This is a genomic window from Methylobacterium sp. WL64, assembly GCF_008039945.1.
Lineage (GTDB): Bacteria > Pseudomonadota > Alphaproteobacteria > Rhizobiales > Beijerinckiaceae > Methylobacterium.
Window position 1 is genome coordinate 1 of the sequence record NZ_VRVA01000058.1, and the last position, 13,540, is coordinate 13,540.

At 70.6% G+C, this 13,540-nt stretch carries 14 protein-coding genes; 11 read left to right on the top strand and 3 right to left on the bottom strand.

Annotated elements, in window-relative coordinates; genetic code table 11:
• From FV242_RS20730 to FV242_RS20780, 11 genes are all read left to right on the top strand, one after another.
• The coding region (locus FV242_RS20730; RefSeq protein WP_147940214.1) for a CsbD family protein at positions 1-196 on the top strand (196 nt) is incomplete at its 5' end.
• A 73-nt stretch (positions 197-269) separates the two neighbouring features.
• Positions 270-653, top strand: a complete 384-nt coding sequence (locus FV242_RS20735; RefSeq protein WP_147940215.1) for a CsbD family protein — start codon at positions 270-272, stop codon at positions 651-653.
• A 206-nt stretch (positions 654-859) separates the two neighbouring features.
• Positions 860-1,357 carry a YidB family protein gene (locus tag FV242_RS20740; RefSeq protein ID WP_147908162.1) on the top strand — a complete coding sequence of 166 codons (498 nt, stop codon included), beginning with the start codon at positions 860-862 and terminating at the stop codon, positions 1,355-1,357.
• A 137-nt stretch (positions 1,358-1,494) separates the two neighbouring features.
• On the top strand, positions 1,495-2,445 hold the full coding sequence (gene argC, locus FV242_RS20745; RefSeq protein ID WP_147940216.1) for an N-acetyl-gamma-glutamyl-phosphate reductase: 951 nt from the start codon (positions 1,495-1,497) through the stop codon (positions 2,443-2,445).
• A gap of 117 nt (positions 2,446-2,562) precedes the next feature.
• Entirely contained in the window at positions 2,563-3,105 is a 543-nt protein-coding gene (locus FV242_RS20750; protein ID WP_147940217.1) for a sigma-70 family RNA polymerase sigma factor, read from the top strand.
• On the top strand, positions 3,102-3,893 hold the full coding sequence (locus FV242_RS20755) for an anti-sigma factor (protein ID WP_147940218.1): 792 nt from the start codon (positions 3,102-3,104) through the stop codon (positions 3,891-3,893). Before FV242_RS20750 ends, FV242_RS20755 begins: the two co-directional genes overlap by 4 nt.
• Positions 3,894-3,978: 85 nt before the next feature.
• Positions 3,979-4,668: a helix-turn-helix transcriptional regulator gene (locus FV242_RS20760; protein WP_187278492.1), complete on the top strand. Its 690-nt coding sequence runs from the start codon at positions 3,979-3,981 to the stop codon at positions 4,666-4,668.
• An 83-nt stretch (positions 4,669-4,751) separates the two neighbouring features.
• The gene (locus tag FV242_RS20765; protein WP_147940219.1) at positions 4,752-4,979 is read left to right on the top strand and encodes a DUF1127 domain-containing protein; all 228 of its coding nucleotides are present in this window, start codon (positions 4,752-4,754) and stop codon (positions 4,977-4,979) included.
• 135 nt (positions 4,980-5,114) lie between these two features.
• The gene (locus FV242_RS20770; RefSeq protein ID WP_147940220.1) at positions 5,115-6,464 is read left to right on the top strand and encodes a coagulation factor 5 8 type domain-containing protein; all 1,350 of its coding nucleotides are present in this window, start codon (positions 5,115-5,117) and stop codon (positions 6,462-6,464) included.
• Between the two features lie 258 nt (positions 6,465-6,722).
• On the top strand, positions 6,723-7,967 hold the full coding sequence (locus FV242_RS20775; RefSeq protein ID WP_246692794.1) for a discoidin domain-containing protein: 1,245 nt from the start codon (positions 6,723-6,725) through the stop codon (positions 7,965-7,967).
• A 64-nt stretch (positions 7,968-8,031) separates the two neighbouring features.
• On the top strand, positions 8,032-9,684 hold the full coding sequence (locus FV242_RS20780) for an SGNH/GDSL hydrolase family protein (protein ID WP_147940221.1): 1,653 nt from the start codon (positions 8,032-8,034) through the stop codon (positions 9,682-9,684).
• A gap of 9 nt (positions 9,685-9,693) precedes the next feature.
• On the opposite strand, the gene FV242_RS20785 is transcribed toward FV242_RS20780, so the two are convergent.
• From FV242_RS20785 to FV242_RS20795, 3 genes are all read right to left on the bottom strand, one after another.
• Positions 9,694-12,099 (bottom strand): glycosyltransferase, encoded by a 2,406-nt coding sequence (locus FV242_RS20785; RefSeq protein ID WP_147940222.1) that lies wholly within the window; start codon positions 12,097-12,099, stop codon positions 9,694-9,696.
• 47 nt (positions 12,100-12,146) lie between these two features.
• A complete protein-coding gene (locus tag FV242_RS20790) occupies positions 12,147-12,563 on the bottom strand; it encodes a hypothetical protein (RefSeq protein WP_147940223.1) in 417 nt (138 codons plus the stop codon).
• Between the two features lie 276 nt (positions 12,564-12,839).
• Positions 12,840-13,514: a DedA family protein gene (locus FV242_RS20795; RefSeq protein ID WP_147908170.1), complete on the bottom strand. Its 675-nt coding sequence runs from the start codon at positions 13,512-13,514 to the stop codon at positions 12,840-12,842.
• Positions 13,515-13,540: the final 26 nt, after the last annotated feature.

Below are 13,540 nucleotides of genomic sequence, written 5' to 3' on the forward strand. Positions count from 1 at the left end.
CACCACCGACAAGATCAAGGGCCTGGCCAACGAGGCCGTCGGCAACGTCAAGCAGGCCGCCGGCAACGTCACCGGCAACGACAAGCTCGTGGCCGAGGGCAAGGCCCAGGAGCTCAAGGGCGAAGCGCAGAAGACCGTCGGCGACGCCAAGGACGGCGCCAAGAACCTCGCCGACAAGATCACCGGCAAGCATTGACGCAAGCGCTGCCGCAAGCGCGGGGGCGGCCGCCCGGCCGCTTCCGCCCCAGGGACCGAGACAGGAGCCTCACATGAACCGGGACGGGTTTCGCGGCGCCACGCGCCACCTCAAGGGCCGCGCCAACACCGCGCTCGGCGGCCTGACCGGCGATCCGGCCCGCCAAGTCCGCGGCGCGGTCGATCAGGTCGCCGGCGGGGCGCAACACGCCTACGGCCGCGCCCGGGAGCGCACCGAGGATCTCGTGGAAGAAGGCACCGAGTTCGCCCACGAAGCCCGCCGGCGGGGCGAACGGCTCCTCGACGACGGCAGCCGCTACGCCCGGGAGGCCCGGCAGCGTGGCACCCGCTTCGGCCGCGACGCCCTCGGCTACGCGGACGACCACCGCAGCAGCACCCTTCTCGCCGTCGCCGTCGTCGCCTTCGGCGTCGGCTGGCTCACCCGCTCCCCCCGCTGAACCGTCACGGAGACCCACGATGATCCGCAAGCTCCTCACCATCTTCGTTCTGCCGAAGCTGATCGCCTATGTCGGCCGCCGCTTCGCCGGCCGGTCCGCCGCGCCGACCCGCCGCCCCCGCTGAGATCCGCATCGCGGGGCCCGGCATCCGCCGACCGGGGCCCGCGCTTCCACGACGATGGGCGGCTACACGAGAGGACACACCAATGAGCAAGGGTTACCCCTCGATGACCGCGCTGCTGGGCCTACTGGCCGTGGCCGGCTACCAGAACCGCGACAAGCTCGCCGAGCTGCTGAAGGGCCACGACCACGGGACCAGCCCGGCGCAGGTTCCGTCCGTGCCAAAATCGGCCCCGACAGGAACCGGGACCGCGACCGGCGGGCTCGAGAATTTCTCCGGCCTCTCGGGCCTTCTGGGCGGCGCCGGGACCGCCGGCGTCGGCGGCCTGATCGCCAGCGGGCTCAGCGAGCTCGTCGACCACTTCACCAAGGGCGGTCACGGCGAGGCCGCCACCTCGTGGATCAACCACGGCGCCAACCGCGACCTCCCCGAGGCCGACCTCGAGCGCGCCATCGGGCCCGAGACCCTCGACCACCTGACCCGTCAGACCGGCCTGAGCCGGGCGGCGCTCCTGGCGCGCCTGTCCCGGGAGCTGCCCTCGGCGATCGACCGCTATTCGCCCGACGGCCGCCTGCCGACCTGAGGCCGGAACACCACGCGCCCGCATCGTCCCGGCCGCCGCGCCGGAGCCGATGCGGGCGCCGCCGTTGACAGGCGTGCGCGCAATGGTCACCTCCAGGACCTGACGGCCAGGCGTGATTCTGGCCTGAGAGGCGGATCATGGCGAGCGAAGCAGCGACGCGGCCCATCGTGTTCATCGATGGCGAGGCCGGCACGACCGGTCTCGGCATCCGCGAGCGCCTGGAGCGTGACGGCCGCGTGACCCTGCGCAGCATCGCGCCCGAGCACCGGAAGGATCCGGAGGCGAAGCGCGCGCTGCTCGCCGAGGTCGATCTCGCCGTCCTGTGCCTGCCGGACGACGCCGCCAGGGAGACGGTGGCCCTGGCCGACGGCCTGCCCGGGGGCGGCCCGCGCATCCTCGACGCCAGCACCGCCCACCGGGTCGCCCCCGGTTGGACCTACGGCTTCCCGGAGATGACCCAGGAGCAGGGCGCCGCCGTGGCCCGCGCCCGGCGCGTGGCCAATCCCGGCTGCTACCCCACGGGCGGGATCGCGCTCCTGCGCCCCCTCGTCGAGGCCGGCCTGATCCCGGCGGATATCCCGCTCAGCGTCAACGCGGTCAGCGGCTACAGCGGCGGCGGCAAGGGCATGATCGAGGAGTACGAGCGGGGCGGCGCGGCGCCATTCCTGCTCTACGGCCTCGGCTTCGCCCACAAGCACGTGCCGGAGCTGCAGCGCTACAGCGGGCTCACCCGGCGGCCGATCTTCGTGCCGTCGGTGGGCAATTTCCGCCAGGGCATGCTGGTGAGCGTGCCGCTCCACCTCGACGCGCTGCCGGGCAAGCCCACGGCCGGCGACCTCGAGGCGGCCCTGCGCGACTGGTACGCCGGCCAGCCGCTGGTTCAGGTGCTGACCGGCGCCGAGACCGGCCAGCACCGTGAGAAGATCACCCCCGAGGATCTGAACGACACCGACCGGCTCGAGCTGCGGGTGTTCGGCTCCTCCGAGCACGGCCAGGCGGTGCTGGTGGCGCGCCTCGACAACCTCGGCAAGGGCGCCTCCGGGGCGGCGGTGCAGAATCTCGGGCTGATGCTCGGGCTCGACGCCTGATTTTTCGCCGATCCCGGGAATACCTGGGACGGCCTGACGGTTCTCAGTCCAGGGCGCGAAGCTGCGGGATGAGCGGCCGATGGCGGCGCAGGATACGGACCCGGCGAGCGGCGGCGCATGACGACGCTCGCCCGTGCGCGCTTCAGCCAACTCGTCCTGCCCCGGCTCGACGAGGGCTACCGGCTCGCGCACTGGCTCACCGGCAACGCCACCGACGCCGAAGACGTGATGCAGGAGGCCTGCCTGCGCGCCTATCGGGCGATCGAGACCTTCGCGGAGGGCAACGCCCGGGCGTGGTTCCTGACCATCGTCCGCAACACCGGCTATTCGTGGCTGCACCGGCACCGGCCCCGGACGGTGGTCTTCGCCGAGGACCTCGCTCCAGAGGCCCGCGCGATCCTGGATGCAGGAAGCGTGCACGCCGAGGCGCCCGAGACGCCCGAAGCCGCGCTCATCGCCCACGACGAGGGCGGGCGCCTCGCCCGGGCGATCGGCGCGCTGCCGGTCCCGTTCCGCGAGACGCTGGTGCTGCGCGAGTATCACGGCCTGAGCTACCGGGAGATCGCCGAGGTAACGGACGTGCCGATCGGGACCGTGATGTCGCGGCTCGGGCGGGCGCGCCAGCACCTGCTCGAACGGCTCGCGGGGGAGGGGCGATGACCGGCGGCGACGAGACCCTCCTGCTGCTCTGCGCCTACGCCGACGGCGAGCTGTCGCCGGGCGAGGTGCTGGCCATGGAGCGGCGCCTCGCGGCCGATCCCGAGCTCCAGGCCAGGGCCGAGCGCCTGCGCGGCCTCTCCGGCGCGGTGCGGACCACGCTGGCGGCGGTGCCGCTCCCCGAGACCCTGCGCGGACGGATAGTCCAGGAGGTCGGGTTCGCCGACCCGGAGCCCCGCCGCGCAAGGATCAGCTCTTGGCTGAGCCCTCGGCTCACCTCTTGGCCGGCGCTCGCCGCGACGCTGGTGGTCGGGATCGCCCTCGGCGCCTCGCTCGGTGGCCTCGATCCCCTCCGGACCGTCGAGCCCCCGCCGCGGGCGGCAGACGCCATTCTGGCCGGCCATCTGCGGGGTCTCGCCGCGCCGCAGCCCTACGATATCCCCTCCTCGGACGGGCACGTGGTCAAGCCGTGGTTCAACGGCCGCACCATCATCGCCCCCGACGCCCCCGACCTCGCCGAACGGGGCTACCCGCTGGCCGGCGGCCGGATCGACATCGTCGACGGCAAGCCTGTGCCGACCCTGGTCTACCGCCACGACCGACACGTGATCAGCGTCACCGTGGTGCCGGCGGCCGGCGATGCGGCGGCCGTCGAGGCGCGCCGGGACGGGACGTTCATCGAGCGCTGGAGCGCCGGCGACCTCACCTACTGGGCGGTGTCGGACCTCAACGCCCGAGATCTGCGGGGCTTCGTCGCGCTGTACCGCGCCCGGACCGGGCAGCCGCACTGACGAATTCGATCGGCATCCGGGAATAATCGCGCGGGGAACCGGGTTCTACATCCTGCCATCCGCTTCGATCCCATGAGGGCCGCGCGTGATCGTCAGTCCCGACCGCACCCTGCGCCCGTTAGATCGGCACGCCACGCCGACGCCCGATCCGGCCCGCGAACCGGCACCTGTGGAGGACGCGCTTCGCCTGCTGGTCGAGCATCTCGAGCAGGGGGTGGCGGTGACCGACCGGTCCGGGCGCGTGCAGGTCCTGAACCGCGCCGCCCACGCCCTGGTCCGCCGGGGCCTGCTGCGCCTCCGGAACGGATACCTGTGCACCGGCACGCCCGAGCACGCCGCGGTGTTCGGCCGGCTCGTCGCCCGCTGCGCAACCGGCACCGGCGGCGCGCTTCGCCTCGCGGGGGAGGGCGGCACGCTCCTGATTGCCGCCTGCCCGATCCCCGGCAACGGAGTGCTGCTACGCGTCATCGACCCCGCTGCCGCCCCGCTGCCGGCCCCGAGGGCGCTGCAGGAGCTGTTCGGCTTCACGCCGGCAGAGGCCGCCCTGGCCACCGACATCCTGGCCGGGCACGATCTCGCGGCGAGCGCGGCCCGGCGCCGGATCACCCTGCACACGGCGCGCGCGCATCTGCGCCGTCTGTTCGAGAAGACCGGCACCAACCGGCAGGCCGAGCTGATGCGCCTGCTGCTACTATGCCCGCTCCCCGTCCCGGCCACCGGCGAAGCAAATTGGCAGCCGACAGGATTTTCGACGGAGTATCGCTCAAATGAGTGATGCGCGAACCGTAGAATAAAACGACGCTCCCATTCGTCGAATATCGATACCACATCAATATTCATGACGGAGGAGAGCACGATATGCTGGTCTCGATCTTGAGATCCATCCGGGTCCGACGCGCGGCTGCGCGCACCTACCGCGTCCTCTCGGCGCTCGACGACGACGCGCTGTGCGATGTCGGCCTGGACCGGCGCACCCTGCGCGCGTTCTGCGACGCCGGCTGCCGCCACCACGCCGCGCTTCCGGGCAAGCCGGGCGCGGGGTTGGGGGTCCTGATGCCCGGCGGCCTCACGCCCGCCTGGCGTTGAGGCCCATCGTGCCCGTTCCGATGGCAGCTCCACCTGCGACGATCGCGGCACAACCGGGAACGGCTCTCGTCAGGCGGGACGACCGCCATCGGCTCCGGTACAGGATCTCCCGGCATTCGGGAGGATCCAGGGGCGATGCGCGCGGCACTCGGCGGGACGGACGATCTGATCGACCTGGCGGCGGGACAGCCGTGGCATCGGCTGGATACCGAGGCGCGACGCCCCGATCCCGCCTGCACCGTCCGGCTGCAGGTCGATCTCGGCCTGCGCTTCCCGATCCACGCCCTAGGGGGCGACGGCGAACTCTGGGATCTCGCCGTCTCGGATGACGGGGAGGTCTGGTCGGAGGTCGCCCTTGAGGCGGGCGAGGGGGCCTCGGCAGCCCGGGTGATCGAGCCCGGGGAGGACACCTGGGCGCGCCACGTCCGGGTGACCGCAAAGCTCCCGGCCGGGGCGGGCCTCCCAGCCGTGCAGGTCTGGTGCGCGCGCGCCGCGTTCGACTTGATCGCCCTGCGGCAGGTCTTGGGCGCGTCGTTCGACATGGCCGGCGAGCGGCCGGGATCCACGCCCTACATCACCTACAGCCTCGTCAGCGCCGAGCGGCCCCGGTCGCACGCGCTGGTCGGCATCGCACTCTACGAGTGCGGCGCCTTCGGAAATTGCCTGATCCAGTGCCTGCTGGCGATCGGGATCGCCCGCAACCTCAACCTCAAGACGATCAAGCTCCCCGCCGCCGACCGCAGTGCGGTGATCGCCCTATCCGGACCCGTGACGCTCGGCGGCATCACCTTCATTCCCGGATCCGAGCCGCTGCCGGAGGACGGGGCCTACCTGTCGGGCATGTATTTCGACCTCGGGATCCAGCGTCTGGCCGGCGTGCTCGGCCCCGCGGAGACCCGGGAGATCGTGCGGACCACCATCCGGCCGCTGTTCAACCGGTTGCCGGCGCAGATCCCCGAGAAGCCCGACGACGCGTTGCTGATCCACATCCGCTCGGGCGACATCTTCGGCACCTGGGTGGCGCCGCAATACCCGCAGCCGCCGCTCGCCTTCTACCGGATGGTGATCGACCGGCTCCTGGGGGAGGGCAAGATCGCGTCGATCAAGTTGGTGTTCGAGAACCGGCTCAACCCGGTGATCCCGGCGTTGGAAGCCTGGATCGCGGCGCGCGGCGTACCGCTCTCGACGCAGAGCGGCGCGCTGACGGACGACGTCGCGGCGCTGATGAACGGGCGCTACCTCGTGTTCGGGCTCGGCACCTTCGGCCCCGGCGTCTGCCAGCTCTCAGACCGGGTGGAGCAGGTGTTCTACTTCGCCTCCGGCTGGCCGCAGCACTTCAAGAGCATCCCGACCATCGGCACGGTGGTCGAGGTTCTGGACGTGGCGGGCGGCTACACGAAGGTCGGCGAATGGGACAACTCGCCCGAGCGGCGCGCGCTGATGCTCGACTACCCGATCGAGAACCTCGCCTTCGACGACGCCTGAACCGCCGCCCTTGCCGACGGCGGGAAACTCGGTGACAAGCGCCCGAGAAACCTTGAGTCGGTCCTGCACGCCGAAAAGAATCCGGGATTCAAAAGGTCCGTGACCTTTTGCGGGTCCAGGGCGGAGCCCTGGTGTCGGGCTTCGCCCAACGCTCGCGGGCTCCGCCCCCGAACCCCGCCAAAGGGCTCAAGCCCCTTGGGATCCCGGTCTTGCCGGTGCGCCGATCGACGGCTGGGTCAGCCGCCCGGGAGGATCGATTTGGCCAGCGATGTCCAGCCCTCGGAGGCCCTGCGGGTCAACGCCTTCCCGATGCACCGGGCTGAGGTCCTGATGCAGCAGCGGCGCCGCCTGCGCCCCCGCCGCAAGACCCTGGTCAGCTTCGCCGCGAAGTACCACTACGTCGAGAGCCAGCGCCGCCTCGTGGCCGCAGCCGCCGCCACCGGGGAATTTGATACGATCGAGAGCTGGTCGCCCGACCGGCTGCGCGGGACGCCGTTCTACGCGGCGCACAGGGTGATCCTCGATCGGTCCCGGGGCGCCGGGAACTGGGCCTGGAAGCCCTACATCATCGCCGAGGCGCTCGCGCACAGCCGCGACGGCGACTTCATCGTGTTCACCGATACCGGCATGCAGGCGATCGACGCCGATCCGCTGCCGCCGGTCACGCCGCTCCTGACCTGGCTCGCCGAATCCGGGCGCCGGGTCGCGGTGGGCGTGCTGCACGGCAAGCCGCAGCGGGCCTGGACCAAGCGCGACTGCTTCGTGCTCATGGACTGCGACACCGAGCGCTACTGGAACGCCGACCAGATCCAGGCGACCTGGATCGCCTTCATGGTCAGCCCGGAGACCCGCCACCTCGTCGCCGAATGGCTGCGCTATGCCGGCGACGAACGGGTGGTGACCGACATCCCCAACCAGATGGGCTTAGCCGATTTCGACGGCTTCATCGATCACCGCTTCGACCAGAGCATCCTGTCGAACCTGATCTACAAGCTCGACTTGGAGATCCCGCCCCTGCGGGAGGCCTCGAAGAAGATCAAGACGCTGGTCGGCGAACTGGAGATGGACACCCTGGTCTCGGTCCGGCCGTCCGAGAACATCGCGCTGGGCAAGACCTGGCGGGCCAGCTCGGCCTCGCCCTGGTCCGGGACGAGCGGCGTCTACGGCGCGCGGACCACCGGCGACCCGTCGTTCTTCTTCCACACGGCGCTGGAGCCGAAGCCCTGGTTCGTGCTCGACCTCGGCGCGGTCGAGCGGGTCTCGGAGATCCGGCTCTACAACCGCTGGGGGCAGCTCAGCGAGCGCGCCCAGATGATGCGGGTGTGGCTCGGCGAGACAGAGGCCGCGTATCGCCTGGTCTTCGACGCCGTGGATGCCGACTGGCACCCCGGCCTGCCGCTCTATCTCCGCTTCGACAATGCCCGGTTCCGCTACCTGAAGGTCGATCTCGACGAGGAGCAGATCCTGCACCTCGACGGGATCGAGATCTTCGCGGCCCGCTGACCCGGCGTGCCGGACGACAGCCCGCATCACGGACGATGACGCCACCCATGACGAGGCAGACCGCATGAGCGCGCCGGCCGGCGACAGGCCGCCGCTCTTCCCGTTCGGGCCGATCCTGTTCTTCGGCGATTCGGTGACGGCCGGCTGGACGGCTCAGATGCCGCAGGCCTTCTCCGGCCCGCAGACCGTGCCGCGCGGGATCGCCGGCCAGACGACCCGGGACATGGCGCGCCGGCTCCGCTCCGAGATCGCCCTCTACGGCGCCCGGGGCCTGCACCTGATCTGCGGCCGCGACGACATCCTGGCCGGCGCTCCGGGCGTGTCGCTGGAGAGCATCGTGGCCGACATCCGGGCGATGCTCGCCGACACCCGCGACCTTTACGTGAGGAGCTGGGTCGGCTCGATCCCGCCGATCGACCCGGCCTCACCCACCGCGTCCGGGCGGCCCCTCGAACTCATCGGACAGGTGAACGCGTGGCTGCGCGACCACGTGCATGAATACGGCGCCGGCTTCATCGACCACGATCCGGTGCTGGCGAATGCCGCGGGGGCGCTCAGGCCCGATCTCAGCGACGACGGCGTGAGCCTCAACGCCGCCGGCAACGCCGCGCTTCAGGCCGCGATGCTGGCCGCGCTCACCGCGCCGGGCGTCGACCAGATCTGGGCCCCCCCCGAGAGCGAGGATGCCGCGCGCCGGCGCAAGTTCCTGCACCATTTCGGTTATCTCGACTCGAACACCCGCCACCCGAGCCCCTACATCCAGTTCACCGGCAAGCCGGGGGCGAGCCATTACGGCGTCCCGTTCGACGCCCAGGGCTTCCTCAACGCCACCGCCATCACGGCGGACAAGCCCCCGGGCGAGACCCGGGTCTTCGTGGTCGGCGACTCGACCACCATCGACGGCGGCACGCTGGCCAACACCCTGCCGGGGCGCCTCGAGCGGATCCTGCGCGCGGACGGGCTCGCCGCGGCGCGGGTCTACAATTTCGGCGTGATGTCGAGCTGCCTCACGCAGATGACCCACCTGATCTGGTCGCGGCTCGTCGGCTACCGGCCCGACGCGATCGTGGTGATGAGCGGCAGCACCGACCTGTTCCAGCCCTGGACCTACGATCCGCGGCCCGGCTACCCGTACAACGCCTTCATCACCGAGCGGCTCTACGACCACTTCTTCGACACCCACGATCCCCGGGCGCGCGAGGACGGCCTGTCGTATGACGCGCTGGTGACGCTGATCTACGAAGCGCTGAAGCGGCTGCGCACGGAGGTGGGCTGGCAGACGCCCGGCTGGGAGGACGCGATCGTCCACCATTACCAGCTCGCCGCGCACCGCCTGACCAAGCTGTCCCACGACCACGCCGTGCCGATCGTGAGCGTCCTGCAGCCGACGGTGCTGCGCAAGCGCCACCTTACCGCGGTGGAGCGGGGCGTCGCCTCGGGGGCGTTCCTGGCCTATCTCGACCGCCAGTACGCCAAGCTGGAGGCGTTCACGGCCGAACTCGCGGCGCGACGGCCCTATCGCAGCACCTTCACGGCGCTCGATCTCAGCGGACTGTTCCGCGATCGGGAGGAGGGGACCTTCTACGACATCGTCCACTACGACGATCCGGCCCGCGAGATCGTCGCCGCCCGGTTGGCAGCCGAGGTGACGCGGGTACTCGACCGGCCGCGCACGCCCCTCGCCCGCGTCCGCCGCCTGCTCGGCGGAGGGCGGTAGCCCGCCGCCTTACCCCTGCCGGTCGGTCCGCTTCACCCGGTGCGTGAAGATGACCGACAGCCAGGGCGCCACCTCGTGCTCGACCTCGATCGAGAGCAGCACTTCGAGGTGGAGCGCGTAAGGAAGGGTGAGGCGGAAGCCGCAGCGGGCCTCCTCCATGGTGGTCGGCATGTCGCCCAGCACCGCCGCGATCACGTCGGGCCGGTGCACGTCGACGCGATGGCGCTGGATCTCACCGTCGACCTCGGCGACGAGCGTCGCCTTGGCCCGGCTCGCCGAGACCACCCAGCCGGACAGCACCACCTGCCCGTCCTGGATCTCGGCCCAGACCCGGTCCGGGGGCGTTTCAAGGTTCGCCCGGGCGAAGGAATCCGGCAATTCGCCATCGAGTTCGGCGATCGTGCAGCCGACCTCGTATTTCTCGAAGCCGCGCCCCTCCCCGAAGATCTGCGCGAACTGCTTCTGGTACTGGGCGATCCGGGCGTTCCTGATGTCCTCGGGCAGGCCCGACCACTGGCCCTTCTCCTGGACCGTGTAGACCGACAGCAGCTCGCGCAGGAACGCGATGCGGCCCTTGTCGGCGACGTAGAGGTTCATCAGCCAGTCGGCCGCCGCCGCGTTCTCGTAATACGCCTCCGGCACCCGGCGCAGGGCCTCGGCGCGGTAGACGCAGCAGGAGAAGTTGGCGGTGAGCGGCGCGTTGGCCAGCACCGGGAAGCTGATCGTGCCGGTGGGGTAGCGGCCCTGCTCGTCGTGCGGCACGTAGGAGCCGGTCGCCGGGTAGTGCAGCAGGACCCAGTTGAAGCACATGTCGAGGGCGCGGTCGTTGCGCAGCATCCGCAGCTGCATCGCGATCTTGCGGTCGGACAGCCAGTAATCGTCGGCCTCGCAGAACGCGATGTAGCGGCCGGTACAAGCCGCGATGCAATCCTGCATGTTACGCAGCATGCCGAGGTTTTTCGCCCGGGGCCGCACGGTGATCCGCTCCGGATCGCGCGCCCGGTAGGATTCGACGATCTCCGGCGTCCCGTCGGTGGAGCAATCGTCCCCGATCACCACCTGGAGCTTGAACAGGCCGCGCTGGGCCAGCACCCCGTCGAGGCAGCGGCGGATGTAGGCGGCATGGTTGTAGGCGGTGACGATCACGCTGACCGTCAGCTGTTCCTCGAGCCAGGCGCGCACCGCTGCCGGATCGCCGGAGAGGTCGGCGGGCGCGTCGAGGCCCATGTCGCGCAGGGCCGCCCGGGCGATGTCGGGGTTGGCCTCGATCAGGGCGCCCAGGCTCGGGACGTCCTCCTCGTCGAGATAGGCCTCGGCCAGGCGCCGGAAGATCGCCTTCTGCGAGGCCTCGTAGCCCGCGGCGTAGCGGCCGCCGAAATGGCCGCGCAGCGCCCGGAAGAACGCGATCTCGGAATTGCCGAGCTTCTTGTGCCGGGCGAGTTCGGTGGCGTAGGTCGCCCACATCCCGGCCGCGTGCTTGCGGTAGACCGCCATGACCTGGGGCAGGAAGCCGATGCGGCCGACCTCGGCATGCATCAGGTGAACGTACCAATCCCCCGGGGCGATGCCCTCGTCGAGCCGGAACGGCTCTTCGCCGTGGTAGCGCCAGCGATAGAGCACGCTGTTGGTCTGGACGAAGTTGTGCGCGACGAGGTCCGACAGCGACGGCTGCGGGCTCGAATGCTTCGGATAGATCTCCTCGACGCCCGGCATGTCCTCGTAGAGGACGCGCACCGGGTGGAAGCACAGGGTGAATTCCGGGTTCGTCCGCAGGAATTCGACCTGGCGCTGGAGCTTGCTCGAATCGGTCCAGTAATCGTCGCCCTCGCAGATCGCGACGTACTCGCCGCGGGCGCGGGCCGTGAGGTCGGCGAAATTCTTGTTCGGCCCGAGATTCTCAGATCGCAGCACCGCCACGAGGTTGGGATGGCGCGCAGCATACTCCGCGATGATCTCAGCGGTGCCGTCGCTCGACCGGTCGTCGCCGACCAGGAGCTCGAACGGGAAATCCGTGACCTGGCCGAGGATGCTGTCGAGGGTCTGCCGGATGAACCGGGCTTGGTTGTAGGTGATGCACAGGACCGACACGACCGGCCGGTTCCATTCCGGCACCGGCTCGGCCTCAGCGCGCGCGCGGATCCAGGCCGCGAACGGATTGACGAAGGTGCCGTCGAAGCTCTCGTCGGGCTCGGCGGTGAAGTCGGCCCGCGGCTGTCGCCCGAGCCGGGCGCCGTATTTGACGTAGTGCTCCAGCGGCGAGAGGTCGGTCAGGCCGACATCGGGATAGCGCGCCGCGTACCAGATGTGGTCGAACCGGCCGCTGCGATAGATCGTCGAGAAATCGTCCTGCCACGGCTCCAGGGCGGGCGTCGCCGTGCTCGCACCCGGAGCGGCGTCTCCTGCACCGTCCTGCATCGATCAGATTCCTCGAACGCTCGGGACCACGTCCTTCGACCGGCCCCTCAGAGGGTGCCGGGAAGGCGCCCTTCCTCGGAGCCGTGGTTGTAATAATGCCGCGTCGGATCGGCGCCGGCATTCGCGACGTCGTCGTTGCAGGACAGGTAGAAGTGCCGGTCGAACAGCCCGGAGGTCTCGAGCCAGTCGAGCATGGTCTGCTCGGGGACGACCGGCGTCCGCTCGGGGCTCGCCGCGGCGGCCTCCCGGTAGAGATGCACGAACTTGGCGATCCGGGCCGCGACCTCCTTGGCGGGGGGCCGGCGCACCGAGGAGGCGACGACGCTCGATGGCTCGCCGGGCCGCCGGCGCTGGAGATCGGCCTCGGCCAGACGCACCAGCCGGGCCATCTCGCCCTGCGCGTCCTTGAGCCTCGCCTGCGTCTCGGCGAGCTCGGCCCGCAGCGCGTCCACATCCTCGCTCAAGGTCGGCTCCGTCTCAGTCACGACGTCCTGAATGCGTGCATGGGATCATGCGGCGGGATGGCCGGATCAGAGGCGCGATCGGACCGCATGCCGCGTGAGGCGGGGTGATACGATCGGCACCGGAGTCGGTCAACCTTGGGTGATTCAGCCTGTACGACGATCTGCCGACGCCCAACACGCCACCGGCGCAGGGTGGCGCCGGCGCATCCTCTGCGAAGAGAACGCCGCGCGCAGCCTGGCTTCGGGTGGCGACGCGTGGACCGGGAATGGCTTTGCCTACCCCGCGACCGCCTGCGGCGCGACCGAGCCCGCGACCAGCGGGCCGGGGATCGCGGCCTCGGCGTCGACCATCAGGCGCGCCTCGTGGCGGCGCATGAACATCCACAGGGCCACGGCGCCCAGCAGCACGAAGGCCAGGAGCGCGAGGCCTACGGGCCCCATGACGTTCTCGATCGAGCGACCGCACAGATACGCGCCGAAGCCCATGATCGAGGCCCAGGCAACGCCGCCGACGGCGTTGAAGAACATGAAGCGGCGGGCATCGAGCTTGTTCACGCCGGCGAGGACCGCCGCGTAGGCGCGCAGCATCGCGGTGAAGCGGCCGAAGAACACGATCTTCCCGCCGTGCCGGCGGAACAGGTACTGGCCGAGCTTGAGCCGGCCGTGATCGAGGCCGATCATGTGGCCCTTGCGCAGGAGCAGGGGCAGGCCCCAGCGGCGGCCGACCCAGTAGCCGGCATTGTCGCCGAGGATCGCGGCGGTCGCGGCGATCGCCACCACGAGGGCGATGCTCAGGTTGCCGGTGCTGCCGGCATAGGCCGCCGAGGTGAGCAGGACCGTCTCGCCCGGAAGCGGCAGGCCGGCGCTCTCCAGGGTGATGATGACGAAGATGGCGATGTAGCCGTAATTGGCGATCAGGTCGGCAATGGGCAGATCGTGCAGGAAGGACATGCGGTCTCCTCGCGGATCGGAGAGCT